19 protein-coding genes and 1 pseudogene are annotated in these 18,302 nt (G+C 59.3%); 7 read left to right on the forward strand and 13 right to left on the reverse strand.

The genetic code is table 11. From position 1 onward, the window contains the following. Window positions 1–270: 270 nt before the first annotated feature. Window positions 271–729, reverse strand: coding sequence for an AraC family transcriptional regulator (locus AB4N76_RS21555; RefSeq protein ID WP_460163497.1), 459 nt, complete (start codon window positions 727–729; stop codon window positions 271–273). A gap of 164 nt (window positions 730–893) precedes the next feature. Beyond that, window positions 894–1,628, reverse strand: coding sequence for a DUF899 domain-containing protein (locus AB4N76_RS21560; protein ID WP_077430688.1), 735 nt, complete (start codon window positions 1,626–1,628; stop codon window positions 894–896). A gap of 178 nt (window positions 1,629–1,806) precedes the next feature. Here AB4N76_RS21560 and AB4N76_RS21565 point away from each other — a divergent pair, with 178 nt between their 5' ends. Beyond that, window positions 1,807–2,196 carry a transcriptional regulator gene (locus AB4N76_RS21565; protein WP_077430687.1) on the forward strand — a complete coding sequence of 130 codons (390 nt, stop codon included), beginning with the start codon at window positions 1,807–1,809 and terminating at the stop codon, window positions 2,194–2,196. Between the two features lie 111 nt (window positions 2,197–2,307). On the opposite strand, the gene AB4N76_RS21570 is transcribed toward AB4N76_RS21565, so the two are convergent. The 3 genes from AB4N76_RS21570 to AB4N76_RS21580 form a co-directional block, all read right to left on the reverse strand. Continuing rightward, window positions 2,308–3,177 carry a DUF6279 family lipoprotein gene (locus AB4N76_RS21570; protein WP_460163498.1) on the reverse strand — a complete coding sequence of 290 codons (870 nt, stop codon included), beginning with the start codon at window positions 3,175–3,177 and terminating at the stop codon, window positions 2,308–2,310. 64 nt (window positions 3,178–3,241) lie between these two features. Further along, window positions 3,242–3,958: a TorF family putative porin gene (locus AB4N76_RS21575; RefSeq protein WP_046033353.1), complete on the reverse strand. Its 717-nt coding sequence runs from the start codon at window positions 3,956–3,958 to the stop codon at window positions 3,242–3,244. A gap of 206 nt (window positions 3,959–4,164) precedes the next feature. Then, window positions 4,165–4,353: a hypothetical protein gene (locus AB4N76_RS21580; protein WP_172668627.1), complete on the reverse strand. Its 189-nt coding sequence runs from the start codon at window positions 4,351–4,353 to the stop codon at window positions 4,165–4,167. A 350-nt stretch (window positions 4,354–4,703) separates the two neighbouring features. On the opposite strand from AB4N76_RS21580, the gene AB4N76_RS21585 reads away from it, so the two are divergent. Beyond that, window positions 4,704–5,540: a CvfB family protein gene (locus AB4N76_RS21585; RefSeq protein WP_046033354.1), complete on the forward strand. Its 837-nt coding sequence runs from the start codon at window positions 4,704–4,706 to the stop codon at window positions 5,538–5,540. Between the two features lie 241 nt (window positions 5,541–5,781). Next, complete coding sequence (locus AB4N76_RS21590; protein WP_046033355.1) at window positions 5,782–6,714, forward strand: DMT family transporter; 933 nt, start codon at window positions 5,782–5,784, stop codon at window positions 6,712–6,714. Here the strand turns inward: AB4N76_RS21590 and AB4N76_RS21595 are convergent. Then, a pseudogene (locus AB4N76_RS21595) lies at window positions 6,659–7,837 on the reverse strand (MFS transporter). The gene AB4N76_RS21590 and the pseudogene AB4N76_RS21595 sit on opposite strands and share 56 nt — an antisense overlap. A 103-nt stretch (window positions 7,838–7,940) precedes the next feature. Here AB4N76_RS21595 and ptrR point away from each other — a divergent pair. Both ptrR and AB4N76_RS21605 read left to right on the forward strand, forming a co-directional pair. Further along, window positions 7,941–8,834 (forward strand): putrescine utilization regulator PtrR, encoded by an 894-nt coding sequence (ptrR, locus tag AB4N76_RS21600; protein ID WP_077430685.1) that lies wholly within the window; start codon window positions 7,941–7,943, stop codon window positions 8,832–8,834. Window positions 8,835–8,973: 139 nt separating this feature from the next. Then, the gene (locus AB4N76_RS21605; protein ID WP_003184145.1) at window positions 8,974–9,102 is read left to right on the forward strand and encodes a PA1414 family protein; all 129 of its coding nucleotides are present in this window, start codon (window positions 8,974–8,976) and stop codon (window positions 9,100–9,102) included. A gap of 189 nt (window positions 9,103–9,291) precedes the next feature. On the opposite strand, the gene AB4N76_RS21610 is transcribed toward AB4N76_RS21605, so the two are convergent. From AB4N76_RS21610 to speB, 6 genes are all read right to left on the reverse strand, one after another. Continuing rightward, window positions 9,292–9,543 carry an acyl carrier protein gene (locus AB4N76_RS21610; RefSeq protein WP_460163499.1) on the reverse strand — a complete coding sequence of 84 codons (252 nt, stop codon included), beginning with the start codon at window positions 9,541–9,543 and terminating at the stop codon, window positions 9,292–9,294. Window positions 9,544–9,597: 54 nt separating this feature from the next. Beyond that, window positions 9,598–10,323: an MBL fold metallo-hydrolase gene (locus AB4N76_RS21615; protein WP_046033359.1), complete on the reverse strand. Its 726-nt coding sequence runs from the start codon at window positions 10,321–10,323 to the stop codon at window positions 9,598–9,600. A gap of 85 nt (window positions 10,324–10,408) precedes the next feature. Continuing rightward, window positions 10,409–11,788, reverse strand: coding sequence for a sodium:solute symporter family protein (locus tag AB4N76_RS21620; RefSeq protein ID WP_077430684.1), 1,380 nt, complete (start codon window positions 11,786–11,788; stop codon window positions 10,409–10,411). Window positions 11,789–11,979: 191 nt separating this feature from the next. Beyond that, window positions 11,980–13,491: a purine-cytosine permease family protein gene (locus tag AB4N76_RS21625; protein WP_460163500.1), complete on the reverse strand. Its 1,512-nt coding sequence runs from the start codon at window positions 13,489–13,491 to the stop codon at window positions 11,980–11,982. 54 nt (window positions 13,492–13,545) lie between these two features. After that, a complete protein-coding gene (locus tag AB4N76_RS21630; protein WP_046033370.1) occupies window positions 13,546–13,968 on the reverse strand; it encodes a YybH family protein in 423 nt (140 codons plus the stop codon). Between the two features lie 9 nt (window positions 13,969–13,977). Then, window positions 13,978–14,928 (reverse strand): agmatinase, encoded by a 951-nt coding sequence (gene speB / locus AB4N76_RS21635; protein WP_027925808.1) that lies wholly within the window; start codon window positions 14,926–14,928, stop codon window positions 13,978–13,980. Window positions 14,929–15,294: 366 nt separating this feature from the next. Between speB and AB4N76_RS21640 the strand changes: the two genes are divergently transcribed. After that, window positions 15,295–16,188 (forward strand): LysR family transcriptional regulator, encoded by an 894-nt coding sequence (locus AB4N76_RS21640; protein WP_007945995.1) that lies wholly within the window; start codon window positions 15,295–15,297, stop codon window positions 16,186–16,188. 3 nt (window positions 16,189–16,191) lie between these two features. Then, the gene (locus AB4N76_RS21645) at window positions 16,192–16,788 is read left to right on the forward strand and encodes a tRNA-uridine aminocarboxypropyltransferase (protein WP_460163501.1); all 597 of its coding nucleotides are present in this window, start codon (window positions 16,192–16,194) and stop codon (window positions 16,786–16,788) included. Window positions 16,789–16,915: 127 nt separating this feature from the next. Here the strand turns inward: AB4N76_RS21645 and AB4N76_RS21650 are convergent, their stop codons facing one another. After that, window positions 16,916–18,295, reverse strand: a complete 1,380-nt coding sequence (locus AB4N76_RS21650) for an HlyD family type I secretion periplasmic adaptor subunit (protein WP_460163502.1) — start codon at window positions 18,293–18,295, stop codon at window positions 16,916–16,918. Window positions 18,296–18,302: the final 7 nt, after the last annotated feature.

Raw genomic sequence — 18,302 nt, forward strand, 5'->3', positions numbered from 1 at the left:
GAAATTTTTAAAGTCTCGGGTTACGCGAGTGGCGAGAGCATAGGAAGTACTTATCGTTGCGGCCCACTGAAAAGTTCATTCACTCCAGAAAGCAGTAAGGTGTATCTGGTGGAGTTTCAGTCCGTCAGTGAGCGCTGTGAACAGCATGTTTACGACATTACCCAAGCTCAACAGTGCATTCCGGTGATGAGCCTGCCTGAAACGTAATAGATAAGGGACGGATGTTAATCCGTCATTGCGAGCAGGCTCGATCCCACAGTGGATTATGGGTTACTGGTCTTTTACGGCAATGCACATATCCATTTCCATCACGCCAGTGCTCTCATCGTAAGAAGCCTCCACCGGGTACCGCTCGAAACCCGGACGCTGGTCGTAGGCCAATCCGCTTTCCGGCATCCATTGCCCGCACAACTCACCCCATGCCGCCGGAATTTCACTGGCCGGGCCTTTGAAGTGGGCGACGGCATAGCGGCCGCCGGGCAGATTGGTGACGGCGAACGGGTATTTCGGTTCGAAGTCGGCGGGTACTTCGACGCAGGCGTCGTAGCGGCAGTATTGCGCAAGTGTGGTGCTTGGGTCGTCGTGGCCCATGCCGTAGCGCACGCGGTTGAGCAGGTTGTTTTCGATCATCCACGGGGCGACGGTTTCGCGCCAGAAGGTGCCGATTTCCGGGCCGTAGGGGCCGGTGTAGCGCAGGTAGGCGACGCGTGCTGGGGGGAGGGTTTTCAAGGTGACGTTCATTGTCTGGGGCCTTGGAGTCTGGTTCGTTTGAGGGGGCGGTGGCTGGGCGGGCCTCATCGCGAGCAAGCTCGCTCCCACAGGGGATGGGTGGTGCACGCAAATCCAATGTGGGAGCTGGCTTGCCTGCGATGGCCGCGACTCTGTCTAAGAGGCTAGCCGCCATGGCAGCAGCTGGCTGCGGCTTTGTCTTCGTATTTGTCGTGATGCCGCACCCATTCCATGATCTCTTCTTCATTGCGGCCTTTGGGCGTGAGGTCAAGGTAGTTGTAGGCCCCGACCAACATGTCCAGTCCTCGCGCATAGGTGGAATAGGTGTGGAAAATGTCGCCGGCTTCATTGCGATAAAACACGCTCAAGCCGGGGAGTTCTTCTTCGGCACCGTCGGTTTTTTCGTAGTTGTAGGTGGCTTTGCCAGCCGCCACCTCTTCGGCTCGGGCGGTGACGCCAAAGTCGTAGTTGAAATCGCAACCCTCTGACGACACCCAGTCGAATTTCCAGCCCATGCGCCGCTTGAAGGCCTGGAATTGGGCGAACGGCGCGTGGGAAACCGCTACAACGGCGATGTCATGGTGCGCCAAGTGTTGGTTGGCGCCGTCGATGTGGTCAGACAGGAACGAGCAGCCGGGACAACCTTCGTCCCAGCCTTCGGCAAACATGAAGTGGTAGATGACTAATTGACTGCGGCCGCCAAACAGGTCGGCCAGTTTCAGTTCGCCGTGGGGGTCCTGAAAGTGGTAGTCCTTGTCGATTTTCACCCAGGGCAGGGCGCGGCGTTCGGCGCTGAGTTTGTCGCGTTCCTTGGTGAAGGCTTTTTCGTGGGTCAGGTGTTGTTTGCGCGCGGCGAGCCATTCTTCGCGGGACACGACGGGATGATTCTGAATGTTCATTGGCTTTTCTCCTGCGGGGGGCGGGGAGGTGACTTACACAGCCTAGTCGTTTGACCTGCGCCCGATTCGACATACCGCCGGTCGGTGCTGTTCAAGACCTCGGCTGAACGGCTGCGCGCGGCACCGGTCACAACTTAAGAAGGCCCTTTGAATCACGCGGTCCGGAGGTTGAATCAGGATGACGACTTATAACTGGGATTTGATTGAACGCTTGCTGCACGAAGTGCAGAACGGCGCCAGCAGTTTCACGCCGCGGCCCTATGCCGAGCAGTACGTGGCACAAAAAACGGCGGAGGGCGAACAGACGGAAAACCTGGATCACCTCAAAGCGGTGGCGGGCGGGTACGAAAAGTTACTTCTGCTACGAGGCTACATCGAGCCTCGGCCTGAGGAGCAGGGCGGCACCGGTTCGAATTACATCTTGACCCCGCGCGGCTCCAGCTTATTAAGCCTGATCGACAGCAGTATTCCGGGCAATGATCATCCTCGGCAGGTGCTGGATGAGCAGGACGATGCGCTGGATGAAGTGACGTTTGATCACGTCGCGTCTAAAGCGCAGATTGCCTGAAGACAGCGCATAACCCTGTGGGAGCGAGCTTGCTCGCGATTGCGGTGTGTCAGTTAACTATGATGTGACTGATGTACCGCAATCGCGAGCAAGCTCGCTCCCACAGGGGGGTTAAGTTTGTTTGGCGGCCTTCAGGCACTTGAGGTCGTTGAAGTCTTTCCTCACACCTTCAATCTTTTTCAATAACCGCTGACGCTGGGGCGGTGTGCTCTCGGCCATCAGATCCACGATCAATCCCCGCGCCTGGGCTTCGGTATTGGCGTAGGCCTGACGATAGGCCGGCGTCCACAAACTCTCGCGATTGACCAGAAGCGTCTCGATTCGCTGTGGGAAATCCGCACTATGGCGCTGGGCAACGGCTGCGCTGAACTGCTTCTGCCAATGTGCGCGGTTGGCGATCCATTGCGTGTTCTGATCACCCAGGGCTTTCGACCAGGTGAGCACCCGTTGTTGCTGGGTGGGGCTCAGCGGGCCAAGCCAGTTATCCAGACGTTTCTCCATGCGTTCGGCACGCTGCTTGATTTGCTGATCGAGGGACGGTTTGAGGTATTCCTCCTGCCGTTTGCGCTGATCCTTGGCAAAGGCATCGTTCATTTCCGCGACTTGTTTGTCATCCAGCCCCTGCAACAACTCGATGGCCGACGGGGTGATTTCCCGGGCGGTCTGGGCGATGGCGGCTTTGGCTTCCTGCGTGCGGGCTTGCAGAGCTGCGTCGGTGACCTGGTTGGTTTCGACCATGGTCTGCAAGCGGTCCAGCCAATCCAGGTAGCCCGGCAGTTGCGTGGTGCAGTGCCAGCTCAGGTGTTCCTTGAGGCGCTCGTTGAACCAGCCTTTTTGCTCGCTGTTCATGTCCAGGTAGTCGTTGAGCGTCCACGGAATGATCACGTCGAGATTGCGGTAGGCCAGGCCCATTCGGCTGCACGCGCCGAGGGCGAGGACCAGGATGATCAACGTGGCGAAACGAACTGGCCAGTACGACATGGGCGGATCCTTGCGAATGCGTAGTTCTCATGTGAACGCTGGATGAGCCTGGCCGTTCAGCCGCTCAATAAAACGCGTGTTCGGCCTTGAGGGTGACCAGCCCGTCGCATTGGCTGTTGTGCCCGGAATAGGCCGAGCACTGGCTGCCGCTGAGGTTAGAGTCACTGTAGATCAGGTCCAGGTCGATGCCCATGAACGGCCGCGAAAGTTGCACTGACCAGTCGGTAAAACTGCCGACATACCCACCGTCGACCGTCACTGGTGTGTAGAGCTGGTGGGTGGTGTATTTCATGCTGATCCCAATGCCGAACGGTTGGTTGCCTCGGAGGTCGGCAAACAACGTTTGGTTCAGTTTGTCGGGGTCGTTGCTGAAGGCCGCCCCAAAGCGACTGCCGAGCAGGGTCAGGCCGCCGAAGAGTTCCTGGCTGTCGAGGGTGTCCACTTTCGGATAGCTGTAGTGGATCATGCCGACTTCGTAGCCGAGGGTTTGATCGAAGGGTTGTTTAAACCCGACGTAGGAATCGACTTCAAGGTTCTTGCCCGGGCTCAACCCCATGCTCGGTGCCCATTGGCCGACGTAAAAACCACTGTCGTGCGTCAGGTCGAGGCCACCATGGAATGAGCCGGAGCTGGACGGTTTGACCAAACCTTGGGCCATGCTGCGGCTGGGCGTGGTGCCGAGCTTGAGGTCGAAATCGCCCAGTTCACGCTGAAAGATTTGTGCATTGGCGAGCGAACTCGACAACAGGAGACTGAGTAATAAATAAGAGGGTTTGAGCATGCGTCACTCCATTGACAGCGAGGAGCAGGAATCGAAAACCTACCGAAACGCTTGTTCTAGACGTGTGCAAGGATACCGGCGAATGCTCGGCATGGTGGGCCGTTCGTCGATTTTTGGAAGGATGGGAGTATCGGGGTGTTGCGGGAGGGTTCCAGTCCAAGCGCTTCGAAGCTCAAAGCGCCTATGGACCAGTTGCTGCGGGGGTGTTACTTCTTGCCCAAAGTGATCTGCTTGGACGGGCCGAACGTCTGGCCGCTGACGCCTTTGGCAATTTGCTGAATTTCACCGCCGGACTTGAGGAACGCAGCGATCTGGCTGTTGATCGATTCGCTGGTTTCAACGGCTGGAGCTGGCTTTGCTTTGCTGTTGGATGCTTTTACACGCATGGCGGCCATTAACCTGTAGAAAATTAACTTGGCCAGGCATCGTACAGGAAATACTTGACAATTGCTTGGCTAATATCCCCTCGAAATACACGTCGCAGGGCCTGGGTTTATCACAAACGGTCATCTGCAATAGGTCTATAACTCGCTGTTTTAACTAAGAACTTCTGATCAAAAGAGGCCGCTCCTGGAGGGGAAAGGAGAGGGCAAAATTACCCTGTCGGGCTGACGAGCGGCACGCCCATCGGGGCAACCCCCCAGGAAAATCAAAGCTCGCAGAGTATTTTTCGCCACCGGGCCGGCCACCGAACGTCGCCCGCAAAACCGGGTAGAATGCCGCCCACGTAATGAGGGTATTTGAAATGGCTTTAGTCGGGCGTTACAACAGTTTGCAAGTGGTTAAACACACTAACTTCGGTTTATATCTGGACGGTGGGGCGGATGGCGAAATCCTTTTGCCTAATCGTTATATTCCCAAAGATATTCCAAGCGAAGATGAAGACTGGCTCAACGTTTTTATTTATCTGGACAGCGATGACAAACTCATCGCAACTACCGAAAAGCCGAAAGTTCAGGTCGGTGAATTCGCCAGTTTGAAAGTCGTTGAAGTCAACAGCATCGGCGTTTTCCTGGATTGGGGTTTGCCGAAGGATCTGCTGCTGCCGTACTCCGAAGAAAAACGTCAGATGACCGCCGGTGAGTATGTGGTGGTGCATGTCTACCTCGACAAGCACACCCGTCGCATCACCGCGACCGCGCGTCTGGATCGCTACCTGGACAAGACCCCGGCCAACTACACCCCGGGCCAGGAAGTTGATTTGCTGGTGGCCGAAGCAACCGACATGGGCTTCAAGGCAATCATCAACAACAAGCACTGGGGCCTGATCCACAAGAACGAAATCTTCAAGTTCATGCGTGCCGGCAAAGAAGAGAAGGGCTTTATCAAAGAAGTCCGTGCCGACGGCAAGATCAGCCTGAGCCTGCAACCGGTGGGTGAAGAAGCTGCGACCAGTCTCAACTCGAAGATCCTGGCCAAGTTGCGTGAAAACAACGGCAGCCTGCCCGTCAGCGACAAGAGCGACCCGACGGTGATCAGCAGTATGTTTGGCGTCAGCAAAGGCAACTTCAAAAAGGCCATCGGTGCGTTGTACAAGAATGGCCAGATCGTGATTCACGCGGATCGCATTGAACTAAGCTGACCCCGCACCGCCCGTCCAGCCCGTAGCAGCTGTCGAGCCCCAGCGAGGCTGCGTCCGGCTGCGAAGCGGCCGTAATTTCAGACGATGCGGTGTTTCAGAAAGTCCGCGTGTACAGGATTTACGACTGCTACGCAGCCGGACGCAGCCTCGTGGGGCTCGACAGCTGCTACAGGGGGCCAGTGTCGGGCTTTGTTTTTTCCTGCCGAGTTTCTGCCATGGATTGTGTTGTCGAGGTGTCACGGTGAGCGCCAGCCGGCGTAGCGCCGACGGGTTTGCCCTGCAGGTGATGATCGGGTTGTGCCTGATCTGGGGCGTGCAGCAGGTGATGATCAAGTGGGCGGCACCCGACATCGCGCCAGTCATGCAGGCGGCGGGGCGGTCAGGCATTTCCGCATTGCTCGTAGGATTGCTGATCTGCTGGAAGGGCGGCTGGGATCAGGTCGGCACGACCTGGCGCGGTGGTTTGCTGGCCGGTGTGCTGTTTGGTCTGGAGTTCTTCTTCATCTCCGAAGGTTTGCAACTGACCACGGCGGCGCACATGTCGGTGTTCCTTTACACCGCACCGATTTTCACCGCACTGGGCGTTCACTGGTTGTTGCCCAGTGAACGTTTAAGGCCTGTGCAGTGGCTGGGGATATTCCTCGCCTTCGTCGGAATCGCCATCGCGTTTGCCGGTGGTGTGTCCTGGGACAACCTTGATCACCGCATGTTGATGGGCGATGCGCTGGGCGTACTGGCCGGCGCAGCGTGGGGCGCAACCACGGTGGTGGTGCGCGCTTCGCGGCTCTCGGAAGCGCCGGTGACACTCACCTTGTTCTATCAATTGATCGTCGGTTTTGTTGGCCTGATCCTGATCGCCATCCTGAGTGGCCAGGTCACTCACGTCAGCCTGACCCCCGTGGCGGTGGCCAGTGTGTTGTTCCAGGGATTGGTGGTGTCGTTCTTCAGCTACTTGACCTGGTTCTGGCTGTTGCGGCGTTATCTGGCGGCGAACCTGGCGGTGTTTTCGTTCATGACGCCGCTGTTCGGTGTCACGTTCGGTGTGGTGTTGCTGGGTGAAGAACTGAGCCTCAATTTCGTCATCGGCGCGGTGCTGGTGCTGCTCGGCATCACGTTTGTCAGCGCTGAGCAGTGGGTGCGCCGTCGGTTGCGCAAAGCCCTTGGGCAGCACTGACCGGACGCAGTAACAATCCCCGCGATGACCAAGCCGACACCGGCGAATACCAGTGCTGGCTGCAAACCCCCGCTGAAATGGCTGCTGAGCGCGGCCAGCAAAGGCCCGGCGAGTTGACCGACGGCGAAGCACGCGGTCAGCAGCCCGGCGTTGCGCTGGGTGGCATGGGGGGCCAGTTCGCGGGAGCGTTGCATCACCAGCTGCATGCAAGCCAGGAACGGCGTGCCGCACAGCAACACGCCCAGCGCCAACCCCGCACCGCTGCCCAACAGGCAAGCGAAGACCCCGGCAGCTTGCAGCCACAAGGTGATCATCAGCCAGTGGCGGGTGCCATTCATGGATTGTCGACGCCAGCTCACCAGCACCACGCCGACCGCCGACGCCAGGCCGAAGCATGGCCAAAACAGGTCAGCCTGCCATTGCCCATGAAACTGTGCGTTGGCCATTTGTGAGAGAAACGTGGCGGGGATGATGTAGCCCAGACCGTACAAGCCATAGATCAGGCCCAATCGAGCGATACCCTGATTGCCAGAAGGGGCCGGGTTTTGCACCGTGCTCACGGTGGGCGCAGGTTGTGGCAGGAACGGCAGAATCCCCAGCAGCATCACCAGCGCAACACCGGCATACACCAGCCATAACGTGGCGGAAGTCTGCTGCATCAAGTTCGACCCCAAGGCCAATAAACCGGTGAGGAAAATCCCCAGGCCCGGTCCGGCAATACCAGGGCGCCCAATCGTGGACGCCCGGCCGCTGCCGCCAATGGCTGGCTCAGCGCGGTGATCATGACCAACACCCAGGCGCTGGCCACGCCGGTGCCGAAGCGCAGCAGCAAATGCGACCAGAACCCGTTGGCCCAGAACGACGCCAGGGTCAGCAACACACAGAGCCACAACCCTCCCAGTAGACGCTGACGGACTTGCGTCGGTCTGCGCGAGAACATGGCATCCAGCGCGCCGAGGAAGTAGCCAAGGTAATTGGCAGCGGCGATCAGCCCGGCCGCGGTCAAGTCGATCTGACCTTCGCTGAGTAAGTGCGGCATTTGCGGGGTGAGGGCAAAGCGCCCGATGCCCATGGCCATCATCAGAGCGATAAAACTGGCGGACAAGCGAATCAGAGGGGACATAGCCTGAGTTCCAATCGGAGATCAATGACCGTCAGGCTAGGGCTGATTGACTTTCTTTAAAAATGAATAATAGTGAGCAACTTGTTCTGTATTGGAGAATGTCGTGGAATTCAGCCAACTGCGCATCTTCCAGGCTGTGGCACAGGAGGGTTCGATTACCCGTGCCGCCGAACGTATGAGCCGGGTGCCGTCCAACCTGTCGACACGACTTAAACAGCTTGAGGAGCAACTCGGCGTAGAACTGTTCGTCCGTGAGCGTCAGCGTTTGCAGTTGTCGCCTGCGGGAAAAGTCCTGCTGGACTACACCGCCAAGCTGTTCAACCTGCACGACGAAGCCCAGGCGGCAGTGCAAGGCGGGCAACCGGCGGGGGACTTCGTGCTTGGCACCATGTACAGCACGGCGGCGATTCATCTGCCGGGATTGTTGGCGCGTTACCACCGCCTTTACCCGGCGGTAAACCTGCAAGTGCAATCCGGGCCGAGCGGTGAATTGCTTGAAGGCCTGCTCACCGGCAGGCTTGATGCAGCGCTGGTGGATGGCCCGCTGGAGCTTGCTGGGCTGGACGGTGTGCCCTTGTGCGACGAACGGCTGGTGCTGATCACAGAGGCCGATCACCCGCCGGTGCACAGTGCGCTGGATGTGGAAGGGCGCTCGGTGTTCACCTTCCGCCAGGGCTGTGCCTACCGGATGCGCCTGGAGGCTTGGTTCGCGCATGACCGTGCCGCCATGGGCCGGGCGATGGAGATCGAATCCTATCCGGGCATGCTTGCCTGCGTAATTGCCGGCTCGGGCGTGGCGTTGATGTCCGAATCGATGCTCGCCAGCCTGCCGGGCCGTGAAAGCGTCGCGGTGCATCCGCTGGCCGAGCCGTTCGCCCGTGCGACGACGTGGCTGATGTGGCGCAAGGGGATGGTCGGGGCCAACTTGAACGCGTGGATCGAGCAGCAGCAGACGGTCTATCCGTTGGCGCCGGTTCTCGCGCAGGCGCTGGCTTGAACGATCGGTCAGGTATTCTGTTCAATTCAGTAACAGATCATTGCTACTTTTGATGAGCATTGCGTAGGACTTCGGACTATTATCAGTGCGAAGCGGCCTCAGAATTCCGGTCGCTCGGCACTACCCTGAAGGGGGCACCATGAAAGAGAAAATCCAAAACTGGCTGCATGACCTGGGTGTCGCACTCGGTTTGATCGAACCGCCTCTGCAACCTGTGCCCATCCGTACGGACGACGAACAGCGCCGACGCCAGCCACGCCGCCGGTAATGGCGATGCGGCCGGTGTAGCAGCTGACGAGCCTGCGAGGCTGCGTTCGGCTGCGCAGCAGTCGCAATCCCTGCACGCAGGATCTGAACCCACCGACGGCTTCGTCTGAATGTGGCTTGCGCCGAACGCAGCCTCGCGGTGCTCGGCAGCTGCTACAGGGTTCAGATGCGTTCCTGAGACCGGGCACACTCAATGCCGCCCGATCTCAATCAAAAACCGGCTCAAGTCATTCGCCGTCCTGGCGGTCTTGAGCATCTGGTCTTCCTCGGCGGTAAACGCCGTCAACCCCAGCTCATCTTCCAGATGGAAGATCAGATCTTCGATATCCGCTTTATCCAGACCCAATTGCGCCAGACTGGCGTTGTCGTCGAAGTCTTGCCGACCTTCCAGTAACCGGCTGATGAATTGGTGAACGGCGGCACGCACGGCGACTCTTTTCATGGAAATTCTTCAAGGGCGTTATTGTTGTTTTCCTGCGCATGAGTACAGCAGGCTTCAGCCGTGCAAGCGCTGCCACTCGTCAATCATCGTGCGCAAATGTTCCCCGGAAAAACTGCCGAAATGCCCGCCATGCACGGTACGGATCGGCAACGCGCGCAAGCGTTGCAGGCTGCGGGCATAGTCGTCGAGGTTGGAGTGGTAGGCGTCTTCGATCAGCGGCCCGTCGTAAATGATGTCGCCGCTGAACAGCGTCTCGGTCGCCGCTTCGTAGAGGCTGATGCCGCCCGGTGAATGCCCCGGTGTGTGCAGCACTTGCAGCACGCGATCCCCCAGGTCCAGCACATCGCCTTCTTCAATCATGCCCGTGGCCGGCGCGGCTTTGACCCGGTATTCGGCGTAGCACAACGGGCAATCGGGGTGGGCTTCGAACATGTCATCGCCGACAAAGGCTTTGCTCAGATCGTTGTCGCCGTCGGGCGCGGCGAGGATGTCCGCTTCAGCCGGATGCACCAGCCGTTCTGGGAATTCGTGATGCCCGGCGATGTGGTCGAAATGGCAATGACTGGCCACCGCCACCAACGGCCGCTCGGTGATCCACGGCAGTTGCTCGCGCAGGCTGACCAGTCCGGAGCCGCTGTCCAGCAGCAGATCCTTGTCACGCCCCTGAATGTGCCAGAGGTTGCAGCGGTAGAAAGGGCGGATGTAAGGCTCGTGAATCAGGCGGATGCCATCGCTGAGCTGTTTCACCTCGAACCACTGATCGCGGCTGACGATCTTCATAAGCAGTTTTCTCCAGACGAAAAAAAACGGGTGTGGCAACCGACGCCACACCCGTCGAAGAAAGCATCAAGTCGTTATGTTCAGCTTAGGCGGCGTTCGCCACCAAGGCTGGGCGGCGGGACATCAAGCTCACCAGCACGAAACTCACCAGGCCTACACCGAGGCTGTAGTAGATCGGGGTGTTGGCGTCCAGGCCGTCTTTGAACATGAACACCAGCGCGGTGGCGAAGCCCATGCCCATGCTGGCGATAGCGCCGGCGGTGGTCGCGCGCTTCCAGAAAATCGCACCCATCAGCGGGATCAGCATGCCGCCCACCAGCAGGTTGTAGGCCAGGGTCAGGGCGCTGATCACGTCGTTGACCACCAGTGCGATGCCAAGCACCACGATACCGGTCAACAGGGTGAACAGGCGGTTGATGCCCAGAGTCGACTGTTTACCGCCGCGCAGTTTCGGCAGCAGGTCTTCGGTCAGGGTAGTGGCGGCGGCGAGCAGGCCGGCGCTGGCGGTGGACATCATGGCCGCCAGGGCAGCCGCAATCACCAGGCCACGGATACCGTCCGGCAGGGACAGTTTGACGATGGCGGCGAAGGCGTTGTTGACGTTGTCCAGGTCCGGGATCAGTACATGTGCAGCCATGCCGATCAGCGCGCAGGCCAGGCCGTAGAGGATGCAGTAGATACCGGCAGCGGTACCGGCAACCTGAGCCACTTTAGCGGTCTTGACGGTGAACACCCGTTGCCAGATGTCCTGACCGATCAGGATCCCGAAGAAGTAGATCATGAAGTAGGTGATGATGGTGTCCCAGCCGATGGTCGTGAAGCTGAAGTTCGACGCCGGCAGCTTCAACACCAACTCATCCCAACCACCGACGCGGTACAGGCAGATTGGCAACAGGATGAACATCAGGCCCACGGTCTTGATGACGAACTGGACGATGTCGGTCAGGGTCAGGGACCACATGCCGCCGATCGCCGAATAAATCACCACCACGCCACCGCCGACCAATACCGATAGCCAGAACGGCAGGTCGAACAGCACTTGCAGCACGGTGCCGATTGCCAGGATCGAGACCACGCCGATCATCAGCGCATACGCCAGCATGATCACCGCGCTCGCGGAGCGGGCCATCGGGTTGTAGCGTTTTTCCAGCACCTGGGTAACGGTGTAGATCTTCAGTTTCAGCAGCGGTTTGGCGAGGAACAGGTTCAGCGCCACGATCCCGCAACCGAGGGCTGCGCACAGCCAGAAACCGGAAATGCCATGCACATAACCCAAACGTACGGTGCCGACAGTGGAGGCGCCGCCCAGAACGGTGGCAGCCATGGTGCCCATGTACAGGCTCGGGCCGAGGTTACGACCGGCGACCAAAAAGTCTTCGTTGGTCTTGGCCTTGCGCATGCCGTAATAGCCGAGTATCAGCATCGCGGCGGCGTAGATGAGTACGACGAATAAATCCAAAGCCATTGTTGCGTGTCTCCAATTGTCTTTTTTATGGTGAAGCAGAAATCAATCCCTGTGGGAACATCAATCCCTTGTGGGAGCGTGGCTTGCCCGCGATGGGAGCGCCGCGGTCCGTCAGGCAGACCGCGTCATCGTTCATCGCGGGCAAGCCTCGCTCCCACAGGTACTGCATTGATCACAGGTAATGCGTTGAATCAGGCAGCTTGTCGCATCGCTGGTTTAGCGAGCGAATGCGTGCCCTTGCTGCGGGAGTCGTTCGGGCCGAACACCGCTGCCGTTTCCGGGAACAGGCTCAGCAGTGCCAGGTACACCAGCGAGGCCAGGCCCAGGGTGACCGGCAGGCTGATGTCGATACCGCCGGCCATTTCGCCCAGTGGTCCGACAAACTGACCCGGCAGGTTCACGAAGCACAGGCCGACGGCCGCGCTCGGGATCCAGGCACCCAGGCCACGCCAGTTCCAGCCGTGGGTGAACCAGTAACGGCCACCTTTCTCGCCACGGGTGAACACTTGCAGGTCATCCGGGCAATAGAAGCCGCGACGGACCAACAGGCCGATGATCATGATCACCATCCACGGGGTGGTGCAGGTGATGATCATCACGGCGAAGGTCGACACGCTCTGCACCAGGTTCGCGGCGAAGCGACCGATAAAGATGAAGGCAATCGACAACACACCGATCAGCAGCGTCGCTTTAACCCGCGACAGCACGCGAGGGAACACGCTGGACATATCCAGCCCGGTGCCATACAGCGACGTGGTGCCGGTGGACATGCCGCCGATCACTGCAATCAGGCACACCGGCAGGAAGAACCAGCTCGGCGATACCGCCAGCAGGCCGCCGACGTAGTTGTTGGCCGCGATGTAGTCCGGCGCCTTGATTGCCACGATGGTCGCGGTGGCCAGGCCGAACAGGAACGGAATGAAGGTTGCGATCTGCGAGATCACCACCGCTGCCATGATCCGGCGCTTGGAGGTTTCACGCGGAATGTAGCGCGACCAGTCGCCGAGGAACGCGCCGAAGGAAATCGGGTTGCTCATGGCCACCAGCGCAGCGCCGATGAACGCCGCCCAGAAACCGGGTTGACCCATGCCGACGGTGCCGGCGTAGTTCACATCAAAAGGACCGGCGAAGGCGAAGACGCCCAGCAGGAACAGCAGGCTGGCGCTCCACACGGCGATCTTGTTGACCCACAGCAGGAAGCGGAAGCCATAGATGCAAACGGTCAGCACCAGAATCGCGAACAGACCGTAGGCCAGGCCCAGGGTCAGGTCGGTTTCCGGCAGGCCGATCAGGCGTTTGGCACCACCGATCAACGCATCACCGGAACTCCACACCGACAGCGAGAAGAAGGCGATGGCGGTCAGCAACGACAGGAACGAACCGACGATCCGTCCGTGCACGCCAAAGTGCGCACCGGAAGACACGGCGTTGTTGGTGCCATTGATCGGGCCGAACAGGCCCATAGGCGCGAGGATCAGCGAACCCAGCAATACGCCCAGCACAATCGCCCAGACGCCCGCCTGAAACGACAGGCCGAACAATACCGGGAAACTGCCGAGCACGGCGGTGGCAAAGGTGTTGGAACCGCCGAAGATCATCCGGAACAAGTCCGTCGGGCCTGCGGTGCGTTCGTTGTCCGGGATCTGTTCGACCCCGTGGGTTTCAATTTGCGTAAGGCTTTGGTCGTTGTTGTTGTTATTCATGATCTGCTCCGATCATAAAGGCGCGCTCATCGTGTGTGAGCGTCGCCTGTTTGGCTAAGGGGTTGGCAGCCCTTCCGGCATTGCGGATAAATGTTCGTGGCAGGCCAGCCATAGGCCTTGTTGTTCTTGGCCAGACGTTTGTTTTTTGAAAACAATCGTCTCGCGCTCCTGGCTAAAGTGCTGCTCCCCTTGCATGCGCAGCTCGGTGGCGACGTCATGAATGAAAATCGCCACATCACCCTGCAGGCTGACGAAGGCGTTGCTCGAGGTGCACGAAAGCACCTCAAAGCCATCCTCCGAGCGCCAGGTGTCCCACAACGCCTGATAGGCATCGCGTGACAGCAGAGGCAGCTCGAGGGTGTAGAACACGAAGCTGGCATCGGTGCTGAACGCACCGAAGTAGGCTTCGCGATCGTTACGGGCAAACGCCGACACCAGATCGGCGGCGGCTTTCAGAACCTGATCACGTTCGTTCACGACCATTCCTCAGCGGTGGACCACGCCTGGCAGTACGCAGAGCATTTCGTACAGCAGGTTGGCGGCCAGCAGCGAGGTGTTGCCGGTGGTGTCATAAGCGGGCGAGACTTCTACCAGATCGCAACCGACCAGGTCGAGGCCTTGGCAGCCGCGAACGATTTCAATTGCCTGAATGGTCGTCAGACCGCCGATTTCCGGGGTGCCGGTACCCGGTGCCCAGGCAGGGTCTATGCCATCGATGTCGAAACTCAGGTACACCGGGCCGCCACCGACTTTCTCGCGAACTTCGGCCATCAATGGGGCCAGGGATTTGTGCCAGCACTCTTCGGCCTGAACCACACGGAAGCCCTGGTTACGGCTCCAGTTGAAGTCGTCAGCGGTGTAACCCTGAGCGCGCAGGCCAATTTGTACGACACGATCGCAATCGAGCAGGCCTTCTTCGACAGCGCGACGGAAGGTGGTGCCGTGAGCAATTTTCTCGCCGAACATGTGATCGTTCACATCGGCGTGAGCATCAATGTGCACCAGGCCGATCTTGCCGTGCTTTTTATGAATGGCACGCAGGATCGGCAGGGTGATGGTGTGGTCGCCGCCCAGGGTCAGCGGGATCACATCGTGTTCGAGGATCTTGTGGTAGGACTCTTCGATGATCCGTACTGCGTCCAGCAGGTTGAACGTGTTGATCGCAATGTCGCCGATGTCGGCCACCGACAGCGAATCGAACGGCGCAGCGCCGGTCGCCATGTTGTACGGACGGATCATTACCGATTCCGCGCGGATTTCGCGAGGTCCGAAACGGGTGCCGGGGCGCAGCGAGGTGCCGATGTCCAGTGGCACGCCAACGAAGGCAGCGTCCAGACCGGCAGCAGTATCCAAATGGGGAAGGCGCATCATGGTGGCGATGCCGCCAAAGCGCGGCATTTCATTGCCGCCCAGTGGTTGGTGAAGAATCTTGTCCACGGGTAGGGCCTCATCGTCGTTGTTTTATTTATGTCGGATGCGCAGGTCAGGACAGACACAGGCTCCGTTGTGGGGCGATTCTGCGAAATGTAGTGGCCGGGAAGAATCGCTACGGGCAAATACTTAGTTCAGATTTTTCTAAACTAATGGCGGCGGTGGCGATAGACTCGCAGTGTTCCTGTAGCCGCTGACGAGCACCGCGAGGCTGCGTTCGGCGGCGTAGCCGTCGTAAAACCTGAATGCGAGGTTTTCCAGAGACACCGCATTATCTGATCTCACGACGGCTTCGCCGCCGAACGCAGCCTCGCGGTGCTCGTCAGCTGCTACGGGTTCTATGCCTGACTGTGTTTTTGCTGGAGAGCCCCCATGGCCAACGCTTTACCCGACCTGAAACTATTGCGCATTTTCGTCAGCGTGGTTCGCCATCAGGGGTTTGCCAACGCCCAGCAAGAGCTCAACCTCTCGACCTCGGCCATCAGCACCTACATGAGCCAGCTCGAAGCGGCCCTCGGCCTGGTGCTCTGTCATCGCGGTCGCGGTGGTTTCAGCCTGACCAGCAAGGGCGAGTTGTTCCATCAGGAAACCCTGCGCCTGCTCGGTGAACTCGAAGGTTTCGAGCAATACGCCGCAGCGTTGAAAGGTGAGCTGCGCGGCACATTGAACCTGGGCGTCATCGACTCCACCGTCAGCGACAAGGCCTTGCCCTTCGCCGAAGCCATCGGCGCCTACAGCCAGGAACACCCGGCCGTGCATTTACACCTGTCGGTGATGAGCCCTTACGAATTGCAACTCGGCGTGCAGGACAACCGCCTGGACCTGGCCATCGGTGCGTTCTCCACGCGCATGAGCGGCCTGGTCTACATGCCGCTCTATCGCGAGCAACACTGGTTGTATTGCAGTAGCCGTCATCCGCTATTTACCGAGCGGCGCATCCCGGAGCAAGTGATTACCCAGCAGCGCATGGTCGGCCGGGGTTACTGGAGCCAGGCCGAACTGGCGCGTCACGGTTTCAAACACAGTGCGGCCACGGTGGAGAGTATGGAGGCGCAGTTGATTCTGGTGCTGTCCGGTGCCTACATCGGTTACCTGCCGGAGCACTACGCCCAGGCCTGGGCGGACAAGGGTGATCTGCGCGTATTACTGCCGGCAACGTTCGGTTATCAGGCGCCGTTTTCGATGATCGTGCGCCGTGGCCGCAGTCGCGAACCGTTGATCCAGACCTTTCGCGATCTGCTCAAAGCACAACTGAATCAGGCTTGATCGATGTCCAGAATCCAGTGTCCCCGTTGCCTGCGCCCACAAACCCATTGCTTGTGTCCGCTGATCCCGAGCCTCGACAGCCGAACCCGGGTATTGCTGTTGCAACATCCAAGCGAAGTGAATCATGCGCTGAACACTGCGCGGCTGGCGGCGTTGGGGCTGAAGAATGCCGAGCTGATGGTGGGCGAGGTCTTCGAGGATTTGCCGACATTGCTGAATCAGCCGGGATATCAGGCGCGCTTGTTGTTTCCCGGCGAGGGCGCTCAGCCGATGCAAACCTATACGGCGACTGACGAGCCGCTATTGCTGGTGGTTCCGGACGGCACCTGGCGTAAGGCGCGCAAGCTGCTGCACCTCAATCCGCTGCTGGCGGCGTTGCCGAGGGTGACGCTGGCGGACGGCGCAGTGTCGCGCTATCGGCTGCGCAAGGCACCGGGGCCGGGCGCGTTGTCGACGGTGGAAGCGATTGTGCGGGCGTTGCAAACCCTGGAAGCGCCGAGCTCGTTCGAGCCGTTGTTGAAACCGTTTGAAGCGTTGATCGAGGGGCAGATTGCGGCGATGGGGGAGGAGACCTACCAGCGTAATCATGCCGACAGGTGATCGGTGTATGTGCGGGCCTCTTCGCGGGCAAGCCCGCTCCCACAGTGTCCGTTGTGTACACAAACTCTGCGAACGCCACTGAACCTGTGGGAGCGGGCTTGCCCGCGAAGAGGCCGGTTCAGAATGACTACCTTTCCCGCATCGCCTCCGTCCGGGCTTTAAGCACCGGTTTCAGCAGGTAATCCAAAACACTTTTCTCACCCGTAATAATGTCCACCGTGGCGACCATGCCGGGAATGATCAGCAGCGGTTTCACATCCCCGCCCAGGTGGTTTTTGTCAGTGCGCACCTGAATCAGATAGAAGCTGTTGCCCTTGTCATCCGTGATGGTATCGGCCCCGATCAGTTCCAGCTTCGCACTCAACCCACCATAAATCGTGTAGTCGTACGCACTGAACTTCACCATCGCTTTCTGGCCCGGATGCAGGAACGCCACGTCCTGCGGTCGCACCTTGGCCTCGATCAGCAAGTTGTCTTCCAGCGGCACGATTTCCACCATGTCGCTGCCGGGCTGGACCACGCCGCCGATGGTATTGACCTTCAGCACTTTGATAATGCCGTGAACCGGCGACACCACGGTCGTGCGCGTCACACGGTCATCAATGGCGATACTCGATGCCGTGATTTTCGACAGGTCGGTGCGTTTCTCATTCAGTTCTTTAGCTGCTTCCGAACGGAAGGATTGCTCCGACTCGTCGATCTTGCTCTTGATCTCATTGATCGCCGCTTCGGCTCGAGGGATCGCCAGCGTCGTTGCATTCAATGAGCCGCGAATCTCCACCGCGCTGCGTTTGAGGCGCAGGATTTCCACCGGTGAAACCGCGCCGGTGCCCACCAGTGGCGTGGACATGTTCATCTCTTGTTGCAGCAACGCCAGACTGGAGCTGAATTGCCCCTGTTTGGAACGGAACTCCGCCAGTTCCTGGGTTTTTTGCCGAAGTTGTTCACTCAGGGTGCGCTGTTCGCTGGCGAGCCGACGTTGCCGCTGGTCGTACAGTGAGCGCTCGTCTTCAGCGACTTGCGGCGCCTTGGCGATCACTTCTTCTGACAGCTTGAAGGGCCTGCCCTCGGCTTCCGCCGACAGACGTTCAACCTGCGCGGTCAGCGCATAGCGATCCGCTTCGCTCTCGCCTTTGTTCGACAGAAACCGTGTGTCATCCAGGCGCAGCAAGGTGTCGCCCTTGTTCACCATTTGCCCTTCGCGAACAAAGATCTCGGTGACGATGCCGCCCTCCAGGTTCTGGATCACCTGGACTTTGCTTGATGGAATCGCCTTGCCTTCGCCCATGGTGACTTCTTGCAGCACCGCGAACTTGGCCCAGACCAGTGCGCTGATAATCAGCCCGGCGGCCAGCCACACGGTGACCCGTGACCAGCGGGGGGAATCCTGCAACGAGGCGCCGGCGGTTTCCGGCATGAATTCGCTTTCGGCGGTTTTGCCGAAGCTGCCGAAGTAGCCTCGCGGCTTCGAATCAGGGAGCGAGGTGTCGGATGAGGAACGGGCCATGGGGAGC

It is taken from the genome of Pseudomonas sp. S2_F03 (assembly GCF_054668335.1).